We start from the raw sequence: 19,033 nt of genomic DNA on the forward strand, positions 1-19,033 counted from the left end.
GCCCCGTGGCCAGCTACGCCCTTGTCGAAATCCTGTTCAGTTCGGCGGTCCTTCTGGGGCTCGCCTACTGGCAGTGGCGCAGCGTCAACAGGGCGATTGCCGAGCGGAAGGCCCGCGAGGCGCGGGAAGCTGCCGAGGGGTCGAACGACAAGCCGTCAGAGGAAGAATGACCGCGTCGAGCGCGGCATCCGGAACGGCAGCATCAGCTTGACGATGGGCGCGGCAAAGCGCACGCCGTCGAGGCTTTCGTGCACCATCTCCACCTCCTCGCCGAAGAGCCGGGTTTTCACCAGCGAGCGCACGTAGAACGGCGAGTCCTCCAGCGTCCTGACCGTCTTCGGCTGAAACCCCGGCTCGCAGGCGATCGAGCGCCGGACCCGCCAGAAGCCGCGCGGCAGGGGCATGGCCGGCGGCATGGCGCTGACCTCAAGGCCGCCGTCCGGCTTTGCCTTCAGGCACATGGACGCCCGCGAGCCGTCGCGGCGGATCGCGTCGTAGAGAATCACCGGATCGCCGTCCGAGAGCAGCCCCCGCGCCCAGTCCCAGCGCTGGAACCCGGCTTCAAGCGGCTCCGCACCGCAATTGCTGTCCACATAGCCGATGCCGCTCCAGCCGGGGACGCCGCCGCGGTCGATTTTCACGTCGATGCGCGCGCGCGGCGCGATCGGCGTCCACCAGTGGCGGCCGGGGCCGTCGAGCGGGAACGGCGCGCCGCACAGCGCCTCGGGCGTCACCTCGATGGTGCCGGCGATGCGGCGGGGCAGGAACATGCCCGGCGGGCGCGGCAGGGCCAGTTCGTCGAAGGTGATCCGGAGGCCGGTCTCGGTCCACTCAAGGCTGCTCGGGCCGACCTGGAACCGGTCGGCATCGCGGGACAGCGCGCCCCGCGCCCGCTCCGTCATCGACCAGCGATTGCCGCGCGGCGCATAGAGCGCGACGTTGATGGCGACATGGTTTTCCGGATCGTGGCGGCCGGACCAGTGGTAGTAGGGCGAGAACACCGAGCCGACGAAGGCGATGACGGAAAGGCCGTGCCGGCCGCAGTCGCTCAGTCCGTCGACGTACCACCAGAGGTACCCGCCCGGCGCGACGTCGGCGTCGAATCGCGGTCGGCCATCAACGTCTCCGCCGCGATCCGGCCCGACAGCGCCGCCATCGGTATGCCCGGTCCGGGATGCACGCTGCCGCCCGCCATGTAGAGCCCCGGCACGCTCGTCTTCGCCCCCGGCCGCTGGAACGACGACATCCATCCGTGCGAGGCCGGGCCGTAGAGCGCCCCGCCGGTCGCCGGAAACATCCGGGCAAAGCCCGTCGGCGTCGTCGTCACGCCCCCGCTCAAGGCCTCGTTGACCGTCAGGCCGCACCGTTCCAGCACCCGCACCATCGCGTCCAGACATCGTTCAATCTCGCTTTCGGCATATTCGTGGGCGTCGCCGATCGCCGGCGCGTTGATCAGGAAAAACAGGGGTTCGCCATCGTCGGGCGTGGCGCCGGGAGCAGCGTCGATGCGCTCGCCGCGGTCGTTGCGGCCTTGTGCGCAGAGATAGACCGTCGGCTCGCGCGGCACGGCCCGGCGCTTGAAGAGGGCGTCGAACTCGGCCTTGTAGTCGTTTGAGAAGAAAACGTTGTGACGGCTGAGCGGGAAACCGGTGGTGGCGCCCGAGGCGGACCAGGTCATCGCCGAGAGCGAGCGGCGTCCGCGCGAGGTGGGCTTTAGCCCGGTATCGACGTCGCCGAGTTCACCCGCAGCAAGGGCGGACATGTCGCCGTTGAAGATGACGGCACCGGCCTCGATCACTTCACCGTCGTCGAGGCGCACGCCGGTGACGCCGTCGCTGTCGGTCAGGACCCTGGCGACGCCGCGGCCATAGTCGAAGCGGGCGCCCGCCCGTTCCGCCACCGCGGCGATCGCCAGCGGCAACCGGTGCATGCCGCCCTCGACCAGCCAGACGCCGTCCTGCTCCACGTGGGAGATCAGCATCAGCGTTGCCGGCGCCTCGAAGGGCGAGGAGCCGCAATAGGTGGCGTAGCGGCCGAAGAGCTGGCGCAGGCGCCTGTCGGGGAAATAATCGCCGAGGGATTTCCACAGGGTTGAGAACGGCTTGATCTGGCGGATGGCGCCCAGGCTGCCGGCGCCGAGGCGGCTGGCAAGCTGCACCGGGTTCGGCCGCGTGTCGGCGATGAAGGTCCGCTGCAGCAGCTTGTAGATGCGCGCGGACTCCTCGCAAAGGCGCAGATAGCCGTCGGCGTTGCGGCGATCGGAAAAGGCGGCGATCGCGGCGTAGCTGTCGTTGGTGTCTGCAAAGAGGTCGAGGCGGGCGCCGTCCTGCCAGCCGTGGCGGGCAAGGATCGACGCCGTGGCGAGACCGACTTCGGCCTCAAGCGACGTCCCCGCCGGTTCCAGCAGCTCGTCGAACACCCATTTCATGGTCATGACCGTCGGGCCGGAATCGACCTCGGCGCCGCCGACCGCGATGGTGCGGATCTTGCCGCCCGGGGCGGCCGCCTTTTCGATGACGCGCACGGGCAGGCCGCGGGCCGAGAGCACGACCGCCGCAGCAAGCCCGCCCATCCCGGCGCCGACGATGACGACATCGCTCGAGGAGTGCGGCGACCTAGTCATTTCTACGGAACCCACGCACGTTGACATCTCGATATGATCTGTCAATCTAATGTGACATTTGGCTCTGTAAATGTAAATTGACGCACACTGCGGGAAGGAGTGCTCCGATGGACGTCCAAGCCAGGATCGAGCGGGCCCTGGAGCGGGCACTCTCCTACGCTGCGGGCAACAACGGCCAGCCGAAACAGCTCGTCGAGGCGATGCGCTACAGCGTGTTTCCCGGCGGCGCGCGGGTGCGTCCCCGGCTCTGCCTCGCCGTCGCCTATTCCTGCGGCGACCCGGCACCGGAAGCCTCCGACGCCGCTGCGGCGGCGATCGAGCTGCTACATTGTGCCTCACTCGTCCATGATGACATGCCCTGCTTCGACAATGCGGACCTGCGCCGCGGCAAGCCGACGGTGCATGAGGCGTTCGGCGAGCCGCTCGCGCTTCTGGCGGGCGATGCCCTCATCGTGCTCGCCTTCGAGACCATCGCCCGGGAATGCGCCACCGTGCCGGAGCGGATCGGGCCACTGATCTCCACCCTCGGGCGCTCGGTCGGCATGCCCTACGGCATCGTCGCCGGCCAGGCCTGGGAGAGCGAGCCGGAGATCGTGCTGGAAGACTATCACCGGGCCAAGACGACGGCCCTGTTCAGTTGCGCCACGACGGCCGGCGCCATCGCCGCCGGCTCCGATCCCCAGGTCTGGTACGGCGTCGGCGACGCGCTCGGCAACGCCTATCAGGTGGCCGACGACCTGCGCGACGCCGTCTCGAGCGAGAGCGAACTCGGCAAGCCGATCGGTCAGGACGAACGCAACTGCCGGCCCAACGCCGTCGCCGAACTCGGCATCGAAGGCGCCCTTGCGCGGCTCGTCGGTCACGTCCAGGCCGCCGTCGACGCGATCCCGCCCTGCCCCGGCTCGGCACAGCTTGAACAACTGATCAAATCGGAGGCGAAACGCCTGCGGCCGAAGAGTCTCGCCCAGAACGCCGCCTAACTCGGAAGCTCATGGCGGAAACGACGATCTCGACATCATCGGACAGACCGCCCCGGACCATGCCGTCCCTCGCCGATCGCCTGCGCGACTGGCGGTCCGGTCTGGTCGCGAGGCCCGGTTTCCAGTCCCTCGCCGCGCGCCTGCCCTTCGTCAATCGGATCGCCGGGGCGCGGACCCGGTCCCTGTTCGACCTCACCTCCGGGTTCATCTACTCGCAGGTGCTGTTCTCCTGCGTCGAACTCGGCCTCTTTGACAAGCTGAAGGCGGATCCGGCAACGACGGCCGAGATCGCCGCCATGTGCCGGCTGAACCGGCGCGCAGCCAACCTTTTGACGACCGCGGCGGCGGAACTGAAGCTGATCCGCAAGGCCCGCGACGGGCGCTGGCGGCTCGACGATTTCGGCGCCGTCGTTGCCGGCAATGCGGGCATCGCGGCGATGATCCGCCACCACGCCATGCTCTACCGCGACCTCGCCGACCCGCTGGCGCTCCTCCGCGGCAATGCCGGCCGCACCGAGACGGCCGACTTCTGGGCCTATGCCGGCGGGCGCGCCGACGAGGTGACCGATGCCGGTGCCGGCGTCTATTCCGACCTCATGGGCCTCAGCCAGGACCTCGTCGCCGAAGAAGTGCTGTCCGCCTATCCGGCCGGGCGGCACAACGTCGTGCTCGATGTCGGCGGCGGCGACGGTGCGTTCTTACGGGCGCTGGGCGCCAGGAGCCGCAAGCCGCAGCTCTGGCTGTTCGACCTGCCGGCCGTCGCGCCGCTGGCCGGGACCCGATTCGCCGGGGCCGGCCTCGCGGAACGGGCCAGCGTCCACTCAGGCGACTTCTTTTCCGACCCCCTGCCCTTCGGCGCCGACCTCGTCACCCTCATCCGAATCGTCTGCGACCACGACGATGACGCGGTGGTTGCGCTCTTACGCAATCTCCACAGGTCCATGCACCGGGATTCTACACTTTTGATTGCAGAGCCGATGGCTGGACCAGAGGGCGGCGCGGGGTCCGCCGCGGCCTATTTCAGTTTCTATTTTCTTGCCATGAAATCGGGCCGCTGCCGGTCCCCGGCGGAACTGACCGAATTGCTGGAAAAAGCAGGTTTTTCAGGCATCGAGTGGCGCAAAACCCGGCGCCCCATTTTTGCCAGCGTCATTGTCGCGCACCCTTAACAGTGCTGTAAATTAAAGTTGACATGCACTGACGTAAATCTAAGATGACATGTGGGAGGCGCGGCCAATGGAGCCGCGTGGAGGCCTATGAGCACAACCGCGGTCGTACTGAGCAAACCTTGCACGTTAGAGCTCGCAGAGGTGACGCTTTCGGAGCGTCAGCCGAGCGATATCGTCGTGGACATTCTGTGGTCCGGCATCAGCACCGGCACGGAAAAGCTGCTCTATGAAGGCCGCATGCCGAGCTTCCCCGGAATGGGCTATCCGCTGGTTCCCGGCTACGAGGCCGTCGGCATCGTTTCTGATGCGCCCGAAGGCGCAGGCCGCAAGGTCGGCGACATGGTGTTCGTGCCCGGTGCGCGCTGCTACGAGGGCGTCAACGGCCTGTTCGGCGCCTCCGCATCGCAGGTCCAGGTCTGCAGCTCGCGCACCTACCGGGTGCCGGATGCGCTCGGCGAACAGGGCGTGCTTCTCGCGCTCGCCGCCACCGCCCACCATGCCATCGCCATCGGCGGTGCACGCGCTCCCGAACTCGTCATCGGCCACGGCGTCCTCGGCCGGCTGATTGCGCGCATCATCGTCGCGCTCGGCCACCCCGCCCCGGTCGTCTGGGAGGCCAACCCGCAGCGCCGCGCGGGCGACCACCCCTATCAGGTCATCGCGCCGGACAGCGACGGCAATGCCGGCTACCGCGCGATCCTGGACGCCAGCGGCGACCACGAAATTCTCGACAAGGTGATTCCCCACCTCGCTCAGAACGGAATCATCACGCTTGCCGGCTTCTACCACCTGCCGCTCAGCTTCGTGTTCCCGCCCGCCTTCATGCGCGAGGCGCAGTTCCGGATCGCGGCGCAATTCAAGCCGGAAAACGTCGTCGAGGTCCTCCGCCTTATCGATAGCGGGACCTTGTCGCTCGACGGTCTGATCACCCATCGCATGGCCGCTGCCGACGCGCCGCGCGCCTATGAGATCGCCTTCGGTGATCCGGACTGCCTGAAGATGGTTCTGAACTGGAGGAGCGTGTCATGACCGAAGGTATGCCCAAGGCATCGATAGAGGCCATCGACGATCAGCTCCGCCAGGAAGCCGAGATCGATCCGGATCCGGTGGTGACCGGCGAGGCGACCAAGGAAACGCAGATCATCGCCATCTACGGCAAGGGCGGCATCGGCAAGAGCTTCACGCTCGCCAACCTTTCCTACATGCTCGCGCAGCTCGGCAAGAAGGTGCTGCTGATCGGCTGCGATCCGAAGAGCGATACGACCTCGCTGCTGTTCGGCGGCCGCGCCTGCCCGACCATCATCGAGACCTCGTCGAAGAAGAAGGCGGCCGGCGAAGAGGTCGCCATCGGCGACGTGTGCTTCAAGCGCGACGGCGTCTTCGCCATGGAGCTCGGCGGTCCGGAAGTGGGCCGCGGCTGCGGCGGACGCGGCATCATCCACGGCTTCGAGATTCTGGAAAAGCTCGGCTTCCACGAGTGGGACTTCGACTACGTGCTGCTCGACTTCCTCGGCGACGTGGTGTGCGGCGGCTTCGGCCTGCCGATCGCCCGCGACATGTGCCAGAAGGTGGTCGTCGTCGGCGCCAACGACCTGCAGTCGCTCTACGTCGCCAACAATGTGTGCTCGGCGGTGGAATATTTCCGCAAGCTCGGCGGCAATGTCGGCGTCGCCGGCATGGTGGTCAACAAGGACGACGGCACCGGCGAGGCGCACGCCTTTGCCAAGGCGGCCGGCATCCCGGTGCTCGCCTCGATCCCGCAGCACGAGGACATCCGGCGCAAGAGCGCCAACTACCAGATCATCGGCTATCCCGGCGGCGAATGGGCGCCCCTCTTCGAGGCCCTCTCGGAGAATCTGTGCGTCGCCCCGCCGACGCGGCCGACCCCGCTCAGCCAGGACGACCTGCTCGGTCTCTTCGATACGGAGGATTCGGAAACCGGTTTTGCGCTCGTTCCGGCGACGCAGGAGGACATGTGCGCGGCCTCGACGCTGAACAAGCCCTCCCTCGAAGTCATCTACGACGAGGTCTGAGCCCAGCCATGACCGACGACGCCATCCGTGCCCATCAGACAGCCGACACCACTCCCGCGGACGCGCCGGAGGCCGAGGGCCTTGGCTGCCATGCGGGCGCGGAAAAGCTGAAGGCGGCGGCGATGGCGTCCGGCAAGGCCGAGGTGCTGGAGCGCCTGGAACAGGACTATCCGAAGGGCCCGCACGACCGGCCGCAGTCGATGTGCCCGGCCTTCGGCTCGCTGCGCGTCGGCCTTCGCATGCGCCGGGTGGCAACGATCCTCTCCGGTTCGGCCTGCTGCGTCTACGGCCTCACCTTCACCTCCCATTTCTACGGCGCAAGGCGGCCGGTCGGCTACGTGCCGTTCAACTCCGAGACGCTGGTCACCGGCAAGCTCTTTGAGGACATCCGCGAAGCCGTCGAGCAGATGGCCGACCCGGCGCAGTACGACGCGATCGTGGTCACCAATCTGTGCGTTCCGACGGCGTCCGGCGTGCCGCTTCAGATGCTGCCGAAAGAGATCAACGGCGTGCGCATCGTCGGCATCGACGTGCCCGGCTTCGGCGTTCCGACCCATGCGGAAGCCAAGGACACGCTCAGCGGTGCCATGCTGGAATACGCATTGACGGAGGCCCGCAGCGGGCCGGTCCAGGCACCGCGAGACGGCCTTGAAGAGCGGCCGACCGTGACGCTGGTCGGGGAAATGTTCCCGGCCGACCCGATGACCATCGGCGCCCTTCTGGAGCCGATGGGTCTTGCGGCCGGCACAGTGGTGCCCGTGCGTGAATGGCGTGAGCTGTACACCGCCCTCGATTGCGTGGCCGTTGCCGCCATTCACCCATTCTACACCGCCTCGCTGCGCGCCTTCGCCAAGGCCGGGCGTCCGATCACCGGATCGGCCCCGGTCGGCTATGAGGGAACGAATGCCTGGATGGAGGCGGTCGGGCGGCTCGCCAACGTGCCGCAGAAGGACATCGACCGCGCCCGCAACGGCATCCTTCCGGCAATCCGCGGCGCCCTTGCCGGCGCCCCGATCACCGGCAGGATCACGCTCTCCGGCTATGAGGGTTCCGAACTCCTCGTCGGCCGGCTGCTGGTGGAAAGCGGCGCGGACCTTCGCTATGTGGGCACCGCCTGCCCGAAGACGCCGCATTCGGCGGACGACGCGGCCTGGCTGGAAGCCCACGGCGTCCATGTGCAGTACCGCGCCTCGCTGGAACAGGACATCGCGGCCTTTGAGGAATTCCGTCCGGACCTCGCCGTCGGCACGACGCCGGTGGTGCAGCACGCCAAGGAAGCCTCGACGCCGGCGCTCTACTTCACCAACCTGATCTCGGCCCGGCCGCTGATGGGTCCCGCCGGTGCCGGCTCGCTGGCCCAGATCGTCAACGGTGCGATCGCCAACAAGCCGCGCTTCGACCGCATGACGGCGTTCTTCGAGGGCGTCGGCGCGGGCGATAATGCGGGCGTCTGGGAAGACGTTCCGGCCGACCGCTCGGCCTTCCGCAAGAAATACGCGGCCAAGGCCAAACGCCAGACCAACGCCGTCGACAACGGGGAGGCCGTGGGATGCTGATCCTCGATCTCGACCGCGCCGGCGGCTACTGGGGTTCCGTCTACGCCTTCACCGCGATCAAGGGCCTGCAGGTCATCATCGACGGCCCGGTCGGCTGCGAGAACCTGCCGGTGACCTCGGTGCTGCATTACACCGACGCGCTGCCGCCGCACGAGCTGCCGATCGTCGTCACCGGCCTCGGCGAGGAAGAACTTGGCCAGCACGGCACCGAAGGCGCCATGAAGCGGGCCCGCGAAGTGCTCGATCCGGACCTGCCGGCGGTCGTCGTCACAGGCTCGATCGCGGAAATGATCGGCGGCGGCGTCACCCCGGAAGGCACCAACATCCAGCGCTTCCTGCCGCGCACCATCGACGAAGACCAGTGGCAGAGCGCCGACCGCGCCCTGAAGTGGCTGTGGACCGAATACGGCCCGAAGAAGGGCAAGGTCAAAGAGCGCACGCGCAAGGACGGTGAGAAGCCGAAGGTCAACATCATCGGCCCGATGTACGGCACCTTCAACATGCCGTCCGATCTGGCTGAAATCCGCCGCCTGGTCGAAGGCATCGGCGCGGAAATCAACATGGTGTTCCCGCTCGGCAGTCACCTTGCGGACGTCGCCAAGCTGGCCAATGCCGACGTCAATATCTGCATGTACCGGGAGTTCGGCCGGCTGCTCTGCGAAGCCCTCGACCGGCCCTACCTGCAAGCACCGATCGGCATCCATTCGACGACCGCGTTCCTGGAAACGCTCGGCGAGATGCTGGACCTCGACCCGCAGCCCTTCATCGCCCGGGAAAAGCACACGACGCTGAAGCCGATGTGGGATTTGTGGCGCTCGGTGACCCAGGACTTCTTCGCCACGGCGAGCTTTGCGATCGTTGCCAGCGAGACCTATGAGCGCGGCATCCGGCATTTCCTGGAAGACGAGCTTGGCATGCCCTGCGCCTTCTCGTTCCAGCGCCGCGCCGGGGTGAAGCCCGACAACCAGTCGATCCGCCAGGCGATCCACGAGACGCCGCCGCTGATCCTCTTCGGCTCCTACAACGAGCGCATGTATCTCGCCGAGACCGGGTCGAAGGCGATCTACGTTCCCGCGTCCTTCCCGGGCGCGATCATCCGCCGGCACCTTGGCACGCCGTTCATGGGCTATTCCGGCGCCGCCTACGCCATCCAGGAAGTCTGCAACGGCCTGTTCGACGCGCTGTTCAACATCCTGCCGCTGTCGAGCGAGCTCGACAAGGTCGAGGCGACGCCGACGCGCAAGCACCGCGAGCTCGCCTGGGCGGAAGAGGCAAAGGCGGAACTCGACCGGCTGGTCGCCAAGCAGCCGGTTCTGGTTCGGATTTCAGCGGCCAAGCGGCTGCGCGACGCGGCCGAGGACGATGCCCGGCGCGACGGCAACGAGCGGGTCGAGAAACATCATGTGGAGGCAGCGCGCAGCCGCGTTTCGGAGCGCGCAGCCTGAGGAAAGCATTCACGTCCCGGAGCCGGATGCTCGGGGGAACTGGAGGACTGACAATGGCTTACGGATGTTCGAGAAGCCGTGATTGTGGCCCGAAGCTCGGCTTCAGGGACAGTCTCGAATATCACGTCGTGGTTGTCGTTTTCATCGCCATGTACCTGCTCGCCGCACCGTTCATGGCTCTGATCCGGCGCCCGGGACGTAACCGAAATCTTGGCGACGCGAAGCGCCCCTCGCTGTTGGCGAGGGCGACGAGTGCCGCCCAGATCGCAGCCGGCTACGCATTCATGCGCTAGCCACGAGTTTGCCGGGTCCACTCCGGCAAGAACGCCGAAGGCCATGTCCCGCTGGGTCTGGTTGGAGGCACACCCCGCCGTGGGGGTCCCGCGGAACTGGTAAATAGGAGGGAATTCTTATGGCCAGTGACAACAGCACGCTTTCGGGTTTCTCCGACAGCGAGGCTCAGGAGTTCCATAAGCTCTTCATCCAAGGCTTCGTTATCTTCCTGGTGATCGCGATCATCGCGCATTTCCTGGCCTGGATGTGGCGCCCGTGGATCCCGGGTCCGCAGGGTTACGCGTCGCTCTCCGACGTTGGCCAGGCGGTCTCCACTTTCATTCCGATGATCTCGTAGAGGAGAAGACGCCATGTATAAGATCTGGACGCTCTTTGATCCTCGCCGGGTCCTGGTGGCTCTGAGCGTTTTTCTTTTCGTTCTCGCCATCCTGATCCACATGATCCTGCTCGGCACCGAGAAGTTCAACTGGCTCGAGGGTAACCCCTACAAGGCCGCTTCGGTTGAACAGTCCATCTCGTCGCCTGTGGAGCCTCTTCGGCTTATCGGATAGTGCGCATGCAAACGCGACGGGCCGTCTGGCGCGTTCCTGGCGCCCGCCGGCCCGTCGCGACCCCGACAAGCAACGGAAGCCGCCCGTCCGTTCAATTCGGCGTGGAGAAAAATGATGGCACTACTCAGCTTCGAACGTAAATATCGTGTCCGAGGAGGAACGTTGATCGGCGGAGACCTTTTTGATTTCTGGGTCGGGCCGTTCTACGTTGGTTTCTTCGGTGTCACGACCGCATTTTTCACGATCCTCGGGACGGCGCTCATCCTCTATGGCGCGGCGCTTGGCCCGACGTGGAATATCTGGCGCATTTCCATTGCGCCCCCCGATCTCAGCTATGGCCTCGCCCTTGCCCCCCTCGCGAAAGGCGGCCTGTGGCAGATCATTACGATCTGCGCACTCGGCGCGTTCGTGTCCTGGGCCCTGCGCGAGGTGGAAATCTGCCGCAAGCTCGGCATCGGCTACCATGTTCCGTTCGCGTTCGGCGTGGCGATCTTCGCGTATTTCACGCTGGTGGTCATTCGTCCGGTTCTGCTTGGCGCCTGGGGCCATGGCTTCCCGTACGGCATCTTCAGCCATCTCGACTGGGTGTCGAACGTCGGCTACCAATATCTGCACTTCCACTACAATCCTGCCCACATGCTGGCGATCACGTTCTTCTTCACGACGTGTCTGGCGCTGGCAATGCATGGCGGCCTGATCCTTTCGGCGTCCAATCCGGGCCGGTCCCGGCACGATCCGAAGGTCCGCGGCTCCGTCAAGGTGGCCGATTACGAAGACACGTTCTTCCGCGACGCCGTCGGTTACTCGATCGGCGCTCTCGGCATTCACCGTCTTGGCCTCCTGCTCGCAATCAACGCCGGTTTCTGGAGTGCGGTGTGCATCGTCATCAGCGGACCGCTGTGGACCAAGGGTTGGCCGCAGTGGTGGAACTGGTGGCTTGACCTGCCCTTCTGGAGCTAAGGAGATCCACGATGTCCGAATATCAAAACATCTTCACGGCGGTGCAGGTCAGGGGACATCCCGAGACCGGCGTGCCGCTGCCTCCGGGAGACAGCAAGCGTTGGGGTACACCGTTCTTCGAGTACTGGGTCGGCAAGATCGGCATTGCGCAGATCGGCCCGATCTATCTCGGAACGCTCGGGTTCTTCTCGCTCGTCTTCGGCGCCATGGCCGTCTCGATCATCGGCCTCAATATGCTGGCGTCCGTGGGCTGGGATCCGATCCAGTTCATCCGCCAGCTCTTCTGGCTCGCGCTTGAGCCGCCCCCGGCGAAATACGGCCTGCAGATCATGGTGCCGCTGAACGAAGGCGGCTGGTGGCTGGTGACAGGCTTCTTCCTGACCCTGTCCATCCTCCTGTGGTGGGCCCGCATGTATGTGCGCGCCCGGCAGCTCGAGCTGGGCACCCACGTTGCCTGGGCGTTCGCGTCCGCGATCTTCCTGTTCCTGTCGCTCGGCTTCATCCGGCCGCTGATGATGGGAAGCTGGGCCGAGGCGGTGCCGTTCGGCATCTTCCCGCACCTCGACTGGACGACCGCTTTCTCGATCCGCTACGGCAACCTCTACTACAACCCGTTCCACGCCCTTTCGATCGCCTTCCTTTACGGCTCCGCCCTCCTGTTCGCCATGCATGCCGGCACGGTGCTCTCGGTCGGACGCTATGGCGGCGACCGCGAGCTGGAGCAGATCACGGACCGCGGTACGGCTTCCGAACGCGGTGCCCTGTTCTGGCGCTGGACCATGGGCTGGAACGCCACGATGGAATCCATCCACCGCTGGGCCTGGTGGTTCGCGGTGCTGACCCCGCTGACCGGCGCGATCGGCATCCTGCTGACAGGTACGGTGGTCGACAACTGGTACCTGTGGGGCATTAAGCACGGCATCGTCGCGCCGCTGCCCGATGTCTTCCCGGGTGTCGTGGATCCGTCTATTGCAGGAGCGGCACAATGAGACTCTGGATACCCTTTGCCGTTGCCGCCGCCGTTCTGATGGCGGTCGCGATGGTGGTCATGCCGCACTGGGATCTGCCGCCGCAGACGGTCACGCAGATCGGTTATCGCGGTACCGGCATGTACGACATCAAGGACCAGGAAGACGAGGCTGCCCTCGTCAAGGCCAACGTCGTTCCGGGCGTGCCCTACGAGCCGGATCCGGAAGGCAACAAGGCCGGCGACGTCTACGAGAACGTCCAGGTTCTCGGGCACCTGTCCGAGGACGAATTCAACCAGCTGATGATGGCCATCACCCAGTGGACCACTCCGGACAATGACTGCAACTACTGTCATGATCCGGAGAACCTGGCCTCCGACGCGGTCTATACCAAGGTCGTTTCGCGGCGCATGCTGCAGATGACCCAGGCCATCAACGAGGACTGGAAAACCCACGTCGCGGAGACGGGCGTCACCTGCTACACCTGCCACCGCGGCCAGAACATCCCGCCGGAGACGTGGTCGACCGATCTCGGCCCGAAGACGGCCGGATATCTCGGCTACCGCGCCGACCAGAACATCGTCGCGGAAACGGCCGGCCATACGGCGCTGCCGAATGGCGGCTTCGACAACTACCTGCTCGGCGACAAGTCGCTTCTCGTTCACTCCAAGTCGGCGCTGCCGAACGGCGAGAACAAGACCGACCTGACCGACGCAGAGCGGACCTTCGGCCTCATGATCCATATGTCCGAGGGACTGGGTGTCGGCTGCATCACCTGCCACAACACCCGCGCCTTCGACAACTGGGACGAGAGCCCGCCGCAGCGCGTCACCGCCTGGCATGGCATCCGCCTGACCCGCGCCCTCAACAACGACTACATGGCACCGATGACCCCGGTCATGCCGGCCAACCGTATCGGTCCTGAGGGCGACATCCTCAAGGTCAACTGTGCCACCTGCCACAACGGCGTCCAGAAGCCGCTCTATGGCGCACCGATGGTGCAGGACTACCTGAAGGGCCTCGGCGCGAAGACCTTTACCGGCGTGCCGGACTTCACGACCTGGAAGGAAGGCGAGACCGAACGGCTGCTGCCGATGGAAGAGGACAAGACCTCCGACGCCGGCACCACCGAGGCGTCGACCCAACTGGCGGTCAACTGACGACAGGGCCGGGCGCCACGCCGCCCGGACCCCCAACCAAATCGGGGAGGGCCACGGCCCTCCCCTTTCTTTTTGGATTTTTTGTCCGTTTGCCGGCGAGCCGACAGTTCATTCCTTTGGGAAATCCCCGGAAGGCGGATCCGCCAACGTCGGCGTCCTACCGGTAGGCGCAGAGCTTCGCCCGGTCGTTCCGCCAGCAGGCGCCGCGGCGTTGAACGCCGCCGATCCGTGCCTGGCCGTGCAGGTACCGCCCCTCGTTCCAGAAGATGTCGCCGACGTCCGGCCCGGTGATCGACAGCGATCCGAAGGTCCCGTTCCGGACTAACTTGGTATTGGCCATGGAGCACTCGCCGGGCCCGAGATCGAATTCGGCGCATTCGGTCTGCAGGCGGCCATCGTCGAAATCGAAATCTCCATTGGCCTGAAGGTCGATGTTGCAGCTCCCGTCGATATAGGTGGTGCCATCGACGACGAGGACGCAACGGCCCGTGCCATTGAATTCAGCCGCCTCAGAATCGGCAGCGAACGCCGCGACCAGGGCGAGCCCGGCGGCGGCGCTAATTATCCCGAACCGAAGGTTCGCGTTAGCGAAGAACGACATTGACCCACGCCCCCTTCGTTTCGTGAAGCCTGACAGCGCCGCCCTCCGATTGCAATCGGAGGGCGAAAAAAAGCGCCGGTGCCACGGGGCACCGGCGTCGTTTCTTGCCCGGAAACGGGCGCTTCTTTTCAGAAAGTCAGGTCAGGAAACCTTTCCAGGTAGATCCGGAACCAGGGCGTGAAGTCGTCCGGCCGTTCGGCGATCTCCGCCTTCAGGTCGTCGAGGGCGACCCAGCGGGTCTCGGAGACCTCTTCCGGATTGGGTGCGATGTCACCAACAGAGCGCGGGGCGACGCCGGTAAAGACCGTCACCTTCTCGTGCTCGTGCAGGCCGGAGCCGACATCGGCCTGATATTCCACGACGCTGCGCTCCTGCAGCGGCACGGTGAAGCACAGCTCCTCGTGCAGCCGGCGGCCGGCCGAGGCGGCGGAGCATTCCTGCCAGTGCGGATGGGTGCAACAGGTGTTGGCCCATTTGCCGCCGCAGTGATACTTGCCGTCGGCCCGGCGCTGGATCAGCAGTTCGCCGTCTTCGTTGAAGACGAACACCGACACGGCCAGATGAAAGACCGCGTCGGTGTGCGCGCGCAGTTTCTCGATCGGGAACAGCGAACCGTCCCGCGCGATACCCGGTATGATGACCGGGGCCGTCATGCCACCTGGCGAGCCAGGGCGCACTGCGACCACAGGTCGTTGATCGCCCGCACCAGGTGGTCGATGTCGTCGTCGGAGTGCAGCGGCGACGGCGTGATGCGCAGGCGCTCGGTGCCCTTCGGGACGGTCGGGTAGTTGATCGGCTGGATGTAGATGCCGTAGGTGTCGAGCAGCACGTCGCTGATCCAGCGGCACTTGGTCGGATCGCCGACCATCACCGGGATGATGTGGCTCGGGTTCGGCATGTGCGGGATGCCGAGGGCATCGAAGCGGGCGCGCACGGTGGCGACGCGGTCGCGCTGGGCCATCCGCTCCTCGTTGCTCTCCTTCAGGTGCCGGATGCTGGCCGTGGCGCCCGCGGCGATCGCCGGCGGCAGGGCGGTGGTGAAGATGAAGCCCGACGAGAAGCTGCGGACGTAATCGCACAGGGCCGCCGAGGCGGCGATATAACCGCCCATGACGCCGAACGCCTTGCCCAGCGTGCCCTCGATGATGGTCAGGCGGTCCATCAGACCTTCGCGCTCGGCAACGCCGCCACCGCGCGGGCCGTAGAGGCCGACGGCATGGACTTCGTCGAGATAGGTCATGGCGCCGTGCTTGTCACAGACGTCGCAGATCTCCTTGATCGGGGCGATGTCGCCGTCCATCGAGTAGACGGATTCGAACGCCACCAGCTTCGGCCGCGACGGGTCGATCAGCGACAGCTTGCGGTCCAGGTCCTGGACGTCGTTGTGGTTCCAGATCACCTTGTCAGCGCGGCTATGACGGATGCCTTCGATCATGGAGGCGTGATTGAGGGAATCCGACAGGATCACGCAGTTCGGGAGCCGGGCGCCGAGCGTGCCGAGGGTCGCCCAGTTGGAGACGTAGCCGGAGGTGAAGATCAGCGCGGCTTCCTTGTTGTGCAGGTCGGCGAGCTCGCGCTCCAAGAGGATGTGGTAGTGGTTCGTCCCGGAGATGTTGCGGGTGCCGCCGGCACCGGTGCCGCACTTCTCGATCGCCTCGTGCATGGCAGTGCGAACGGTCTCGTTCTGGCCCATGCCGAGATAGTCGTTGGAGCACCAGACGGTAACGTGCTGGGTGTCTTCCCCGTCATAGCGGGTGGCCTTCGGGAATGCGCCGGCATGACGTTCCAGGTCGGCGAAAATCCGGTAGTTGCCATCGTTGCGAAGGCGCTCAAGCTCCTGCTCGAAGAACGCGTCAAAATCCATTTGTACCTCCAAAGCTACCGGTTCGTTACTGCGCCACCGGCACGTCATGGCGCATCGTGATCTGGCGCCGCCTCCAGGCGGCGTCGGCGGATGGATGTCTTGCCGGAAAACCGGCTTTCGAAGCCCTGCCAGGCAGAGCCATTGGCGGCGGTGAGGTCGATCGGAGCGGCCTCGCCGCGTTCCGGGATCGCCCAGCGCCACAGCACGGCCTCGGAGACCGGCAGGACAAGGAAAAAGTGCTCGATGATGGCGAGCGCGAGGAACGCCGAGGCCAGCACCGTGGCGGCGACCACATGGGGCTCGTCCGCGGCATAGGCATTGGCGATCAGCCAGCCGCAGACCACCATCGCCGCCCCGACCATGGCCGGGAAGAACGGGTTGGTGCGGTCGGTGCGGAAATAGCTGGTGAGATAGGAAAGCCGCGCCGGCGTCATCTCGTTGATGGCGTTGGGCGCGCCGAGGAAGACGGTCAGCTTGGCGCTGAGCCGCATGCCCCAGAGAATGAGGAAGGTCCACAGGCCCGCATGGTTCGGCGCGGTCCAGGTCAGCGCCGCGACCAGCACCGCGGTGACGGCGAGGGCGACCTCGTGGTCGCGGATCGCGGAAAAGGCGGCGAGGAACCGGCGCCAGCCGGAGGCGCCCGGCGGGCACGGTGCACGGTTCGGCCCGGTGACCATGCCGGTCAGGAAGGAGAGCTCGTGCCAGGCCCACAGGCCGATGGCGCTCAGATAGCCGAGATAGGCACCGGCCGCGCTTTCCATGCGGGCGCTCTCGTAGAGCCCGAAGACGCCAAGGCCGGCGACCAGCGTCGCCACCACCATCGCCCCGCGCCGGAAGCCACGCTGGCGCCGCGCCGCATAGAGGACCAGCCCGGTGGAGAACCACCAGGTGAAGACCACGAACACGACGGGCGCTACGTACTGGACCAACAGGTCTCTCCCAATTACCAGGCCGGCTGCAGGCGGCTGGTCTGCGGAATTTCGTTCGTCTTGCCGGGCAACAGGTAGAGGCGGGCAAAGACGGCGGCGGCCGCCGCGCCCCACACTGCCTTGCCGAGGGCGCCGGCAAGGCCGCCCTTCTCGGAAGCCGCCTCCAGGCGGCGATTGATGCGGCAGAGCCGCTTGAAGCCGGCGACCATCGCCGGGTGGTCGGTGTCCAGCAGCACCGGGAAGCACTGCCTGGAAATCTCGGTCGTCGTCCGGAACACCTTCGCGTCGTAGTCATCGATGTCGATGCCGAGACCGCGATAGAAGGCCGGACGCGCGTGGTCGCGCACATACATGGTCGCGTACACGGCGAGCAGGAAGAATTTGATCCACAGCCTGTTGACGCCGCCGAGCAGCTTCGGGTCGGACCGCATGATCAACGAGAACGCTTCGCCATGACGGAATTCGTCATTGCACCATTCCTTGAACCATTTGAAAATCGGGTGGAATCGGTATTCCGGGTGCCGTTCCAAATGGCGGTAGATGGTGATGTAGCGGGCATAGCCGATCTTTTCCGACAGGTAGGTGGCGTAGAATATGAACTTCGGTCGGAAATAGGTATACTTTTTCGCCTTGGCCAGAAACCCCATATTGACGCCAATGCCGAAATCCTTCAGCGCGTCGTTGATGAAGCCGGCATGGCGCGACTCGTCGCGGCTCATGAAGCCGAACAGATCACAGATCTCCTTGTTCTTGCCGCGCCGCTTCATTTCCTTGTAAAGCACGCAGCCGGAGAATTCCGCGGTCAGTGAACTGACCAGAAAATCGACCAGCTCGGCGCGCAAATCTTCCGGCAGGGCGTCGATATCCAGATCGTCCCAGTTTTCGTTGCGCTTGAAGTGGCCCTTGTTGTGGTCGGCGCGCAGGTCGTCCATCAGGACGTCCCATTCCTCGCGCACGGCCGACACGTCAATGCGGTCGAGCTCGTCGAAATCCGTCGTATAGAATCGCGGATTGAGCATGGTCGACTGCAGCGCGGCCCTGGTGGTCTCGCTCTGCTCGGCGACCTTGGGCGCCAGTTCGTCCGGTGCGACGTGCCTGTTCATACGGTTCCCCTCCCTGAAAAACTGAATTCGCAGAGTTCCATCAGCTCCAGGTCGCCGGTCGCTTTCACGAAGGCGCGCTCGAGCAGACTTGCCCGCGTTATCGTTGCGGTCCGCCTGAACTCGCGGACTTCGCCATAGGGCACGGCGACCGGCGCGCCGTGTACGACCACCTCGTCCCCCGGATGTACGATCGTCCCGTCCGAAAACCGTACATGGGCGCCGAGGCTGTCGAAGGTATTGCTGATCTCAACCGTGCAGGACACGTCGATGCGCTTCCTGCCGATCAGCCTGCCGATCACTTCACGTCTCCATAGTTCTTGAGGAACGCCTCGAAGGCGGCCGCGTTGTCGGGCCCGAAGGCGTTCAGGTAAAGCCGTTGTCCGGTGCCCGTGTCCGACAGGGACACCCAGCCGTTCTCCCATTTGATGATGCGGTAGGGCTGGTCCTTGCCGACCTCGGCGACGAGGCGCATGCGGTCGAGGCCGCGCAGCGCGCCGCTGACGAACCCGCCCTCGCCCGATGCGATGACCGCTACGCGGTCGCCGGACATGGCATCGGTGACGGTGACCGTACCGGCCCCGTCGCGGGTGATGACCACGTCGCGGATGGCGACCGGATTGCCCAGCCGGTTGCGGACCGTGCCGATATCGGTCACGGAGCCAAAAATGGTGGCGATCAGCGCGAAACCGACAAGCGCCAGGGCCGAATAGAGCGGAAAGCGCGGGAACGAGGGCACGCCCCCCCTTCTCTCCTTCTTCGGCTTTCCGGACGCGACAGCGGCGTTCATGCTCATCCCC

At 65.7% G+C, this 19,033-nt stretch carries 21 protein-coding genes; 12 read left to right on the forward strand and 9 right to left on the reverse strand.

Going from position 1 to position 19,033, the window contains the following annotated elements:
• Positions 1-5: 5 nt before the first annotated feature.
• Positions 6-170 carry a hypothetical protein gene (locus tag M2319_RS10440; RefSeq protein WP_264601399.1) on the forward strand — a complete coding sequence of 55 codons (165 nt, stop codon included), beginning with the start codon at positions 6-8 and terminating at the stop codon, positions 168-170.
• Here M2319_RS10440 and M2319_RS10445 read toward each other — a convergent pair.
• A complete protein-coding gene (locus M2319_RS10445) occupies positions 156-1,001 on the reverse strand; it encodes a carotenoid 1,2-hydratase (protein WP_264601400.1) in 846 nt (281 codons plus the stop codon). The two genes, M2319_RS10440 and M2319_RS10445, sit on opposite strands and share 15 nt — an antisense overlap.
• A gap of 47 nt (positions 1,002-1,048) precedes the next feature.
• A complete protein-coding gene (gene crtD / locus M2319_RS10450) occupies positions 1,049-2,623 on the reverse strand; it encodes a 1-hydroxycarotenoid 3,4-desaturase CrtD (protein WP_264601401.1) in 1,575 nt (524 codons plus the stop codon).
• Between the two features lie 107 nt (positions 2,624-2,730).
• Here crtD and M2319_RS10455 point away from each other — a divergent pair, with 107 nt between their 5' ends.
• The 11 genes from M2319_RS10455 to pufC all read left to right on the forward strand — a co-directional run bounded on the left by M2319_RS10455 (position 2,731) and on the right by pufC (position 13,739).
• Positions 2,731-3,603 carry a polyprenyl synthetase family protein gene (locus tag M2319_RS10455; RefSeq protein ID WP_264601402.1) on the forward strand — a complete coding sequence of 291 codons (873 nt, stop codon included), beginning with the start codon at positions 2,731-2,733 and terminating at the stop codon, positions 3,601-3,603.
• 59 nt (positions 3,604-3,662) lie between these two features.
• On the forward strand, positions 3,663-4,772 hold the full coding sequence (locus tag M2319_RS10460; protein ID WP_264601403.1) for an acetylserotonin O-methyltransferase: 1,110 nt from the start codon (positions 3,663-3,665) through the stop codon (positions 4,770-4,772).
• A gap of 87 nt (positions 4,773-4,859) precedes the next feature.
• A complete protein-coding gene (bchC, locus tag M2319_RS10465; protein ID WP_264601404.1) occupies positions 4,860-5,801 on the forward strand; it encodes a chlorophyll synthesis pathway protein BchC in 942 nt (313 codons plus the stop codon).
• Complete coding sequence (locus M2319_RS10470) at positions 5,798-6,805, forward strand: chlorophyllide a reductase iron protein subunit X (protein ID WP_264601405.1); 1,008 nt, start codon at positions 5,798-5,800, stop codon at positions 6,803-6,805. Before bchC ends, M2319_RS10470 begins: the two co-directional genes overlap by 4 nt.
• An 8-nt stretch (positions 6,806-6,813) precedes the next feature.
• Entirely contained in the window at positions 6,814-8,361 is a 1,548-nt protein-coding gene (gene bchY / locus M2319_RS10475) for a chlorophyllide a reductase subunit Y (RefSeq protein ID WP_264601406.1), read from the forward strand.
• Entirely contained in the window at positions 8,355-9,806 is a 1,452-nt protein-coding gene (gene bchZ / locus M2319_RS10480) for a chlorophyllide a reductase subunit Z (RefSeq protein WP_264601407.1), read from the forward strand. Before bchY ends, bchZ begins: the two co-directional genes overlap by 7 nt.
• A gap of 412 nt (positions 9,807-10,218) precedes the next feature.
• Positions 10,219-10,437 carry a light-harvesting antenna LH1, beta subunit gene (pufB, locus tag M2319_RS10485; protein ID WP_264601408.1) on the forward strand — a complete coding sequence of 73 codons (219 nt, stop codon included), beginning with the start codon at positions 10,219-10,221 and terminating at the stop codon, positions 10,435-10,437.
• A 13-nt stretch (positions 10,438-10,450) separates the two neighbouring features.
• Positions 10,451-10,651 (forward strand): light-harvesting antenna LH1, alpha subunit, encoded by a 201-nt coding sequence (gene pufA / locus M2319_RS10490; RefSeq protein WP_111433971.1) that lies wholly within the window; start codon positions 10,451-10,453, stop codon positions 10,649-10,651.
• Between the two features lie 114 nt (positions 10,652-10,765).
• Positions 10,766-11,611 carry a photosynthetic reaction center subunit L gene (gene pufL / locus M2319_RS10495; RefSeq protein WP_264601409.1) on the forward strand — a complete coding sequence of 282 codons (846 nt, stop codon included), beginning with the start codon at positions 10,766-10,768 and terminating at the stop codon, positions 11,609-11,611.
• An 11-nt stretch (positions 11,612-11,622) separates the two neighbouring features.
• Entirely contained in the window at positions 11,623-12,600 is a 978-nt protein-coding gene (gene pufM / locus M2319_RS10500; RefSeq protein ID WP_264601410.1) for a photosynthetic reaction center subunit M, read from the forward strand.
• Entirely contained in the window at positions 12,597-13,739 is a 1,143-nt protein-coding gene (pufC, locus tag M2319_RS10505) for a photosynthetic reaction center cytochrome PufC (protein ID WP_264601411.1), read from the forward strand. The genes pufM and pufC overlap by 4 nt, the downstream gene beginning before the upstream one ends.
• A gap of 157 nt (positions 13,740-13,896) precedes the next feature.
• On the opposite strand, the gene M2319_RS10510 is transcribed toward pufC, so the two are convergent.
• The 7 genes from M2319_RS10510 to puhC form a co-directional block, all read right to left on the reverse strand.
• Positions 13,897-14,340: a hypothetical protein gene (locus M2319_RS10510; protein WP_264601412.1), complete on the reverse strand. Its 444-nt coding sequence runs from the start codon at positions 14,338-14,340 to the stop codon at positions 13,897-13,899.
• A gap of 128 nt (positions 14,341-14,468) precedes the next feature.
• On the reverse strand, positions 14,469-14,993 hold the full coding sequence (gene idi / locus M2319_RS10515; protein WP_264601413.1) for an isopentenyl-diphosphate delta-isomerase: 525 nt from the start codon (positions 14,991-14,993) through the stop codon (positions 14,469-14,471).
• A complete protein-coding gene (gene hemA / locus M2319_RS10520; RefSeq protein WP_264601414.1) occupies positions 14,990-16,204 on the reverse strand; it encodes a 5-aminolevulinate synthase in 1,215 nt (404 codons plus the stop codon). Before hemA ends, idi begins: the two co-directional genes overlap by 4 nt.
• Before the next feature lie 44 nt (positions 16,205-16,248).
• Positions 16,249-17,133 (reverse strand): putative photosynthetic complex assembly protein PuhE, encoded by an 885-nt coding sequence (gene puhE / locus M2319_RS10525; RefSeq protein WP_264601415.1) that lies wholly within the window; start codon positions 17,131-17,133, stop codon positions 16,249-16,251.
• Between the two features lie 14 nt (positions 17,134-17,147).
• Positions 17,148-18,236: a magnesium-protoporphyrin IX monomethyl ester (oxidative) cyclase gene (gene acsF, locus M2319_RS10530; protein WP_264601416.1), complete on the reverse strand. Its 1,089-nt coding sequence runs from the start codon at positions 18,234-18,236 to the stop codon at positions 17,148-17,150.
• The gene (locus M2319_RS10535; protein ID WP_406682092.1) at positions 18,233-18,535 is read right to left on the reverse strand and encodes a hypothetical protein; all 303 of its coding nucleotides are present in this window, start codon (positions 18,533-18,535) and stop codon (positions 18,233-18,235) included. Before M2319_RS10535 ends, acsF begins: the two co-directional genes overlap by 4 nt.
• The gene (gene puhC, locus M2319_RS10540) at positions 18,532-19,029 is read right to left on the reverse strand and encodes a photosynthetic complex assembly protein PuhC (RefSeq protein WP_264601417.1); all 498 of its coding nucleotides are present in this window, start codon (positions 19,027-19,029) and stop codon (positions 18,532-18,534) included. The genes M2319_RS10535 and puhC overlap by 4 nt, the downstream gene beginning before the upstream one ends.
• Positions 19,030-19,033 lie beyond the last annotated feature (4 nt).

It is taken from the genome of Rhodobium gokarnense, from assembly GCF_025961475.1.
Lineage (GTDB): Bacteria > Pseudomonadota > Alphaproteobacteria > Rhizobiales > Rhodobiaceae > Rhodobium > Rhodobium gokarnense.

What these genes read in the sequence shown, in the direction of transcription:
- crtD (WP_264601401.1), bottom strand. Translation starts at nt 2,623, where the DNA reads ATGACTAGGTCGCCGCACTCCTCGAGCGATGTCGTCATCGTCGGCGCC.
- pufL (WP_264601409.1), top strand. Translation starts at nt 10,766, where the DNA reads ATGGCACTACTCAGCTTCGAACGTAAATATCGTGTCCGAGGAGGAACG.
- M2319_RS10510 (WP_264601412.1), bottom strand. Translation starts at nt 14,340, where the DNA reads ATGTCGTTCTTCGCTAACGCGAACCTTCGGTTCGGGATAATTAGCGCC.
- pufM (WP_264601410.1), top strand. Translation starts at nt 11,623, where the DNA reads ATGTCCGAATATCAAAACATCTTCACGGCGGTGCAGGTCAGGGGACAT.
- bchC (WP_264601404.1), top strand. Translation starts at nt 4,860, where the DNA reads ATGAGCACAACCGCGGTCGTACTGAGCAAACCTTGCACGTTAGAGCTC.
- M2319_RS10455 (WP_264601402.1), top strand. Translation starts at nt 2,731, where the DNA reads ATGGACGTCCAAGCCAGGATCGAGCGGGCCCTGGAGCGGGCACTCTCC.
- acsF (WP_264601416.1), bottom strand. Translation starts at nt 18,236, where the DNA reads ATGAACAGGCACGTCGCACCGGACGAACTGGCGCCCAAGGTCGCCGAG.
- pufA (WP_111433971.1), top strand. Translation starts at nt 10,451, where the DNA reads ATGTATAAGATCTGGACGCTCTTTGATCCTCGCCGGGTCCTGGTGGCT.
- pufB (WP_264601408.1), top strand. Translation starts at nt 10,219, where the DNA reads ATGGCCAGTGACAACAGCACGCTTTCGGGTTTCTCCGACAGCGAGGCT.
- hemA (WP_264601414.1), bottom strand. Translation starts at nt 16,204, where the DNA reads ATGGATTTTGACGCGTTCTTCGAGCAGGAGCTTGAGCGCCTTCGCAAC.
- pufC (WP_264601411.1), top strand. Translation starts at nt 12,597, where the DNA reads ATGAGACTCTGGATACCCTTTGCCGTTGCCGCCGCCGTTCTGATGGCG.
- M2319_RS10470 (WP_264601405.1), top strand. Translation starts at nt 5,798, where the DNA reads ATGACCGAAGGTATGCCCAAGGCATCGATAGAGGCCATCGACGATCAG.
- M2319_RS10460 (WP_264601403.1), top strand. Translation starts at nt 3,663, where the DNA reads ATGCCGTCCCTCGCCGATCGCCTGCGCGACTGGCGGTCCGGTCTGGTC.
- idi (WP_264601413.1), bottom strand. Translation starts at nt 14,993, where the DNA reads ATGACGGCCCCGGTCATCATACCGGGTATCGCGCGGGACGGTTCGCTG.
- bchY (WP_264601406.1), top strand. Translation starts at nt 6,814, where the DNA reads ATGACCGACGACGCCATCCGTGCCCATCAGACAGCCGACACCACTCCC.
- puhC (WP_264601417.1), bottom strand. Translation starts at nt 19,029, where the DNA reads ATGAGCATGAACGCCGCTGTCGCGTCCGGAAAGCCGAAGAAGGAGAGA.
- bchZ (WP_264601407.1), top strand. Translation starts at nt 8,355, where the DNA reads ATGCTGATCCTCGATCTCGACCGCGCCGGCGGCTACTGGGGTTCCGTC.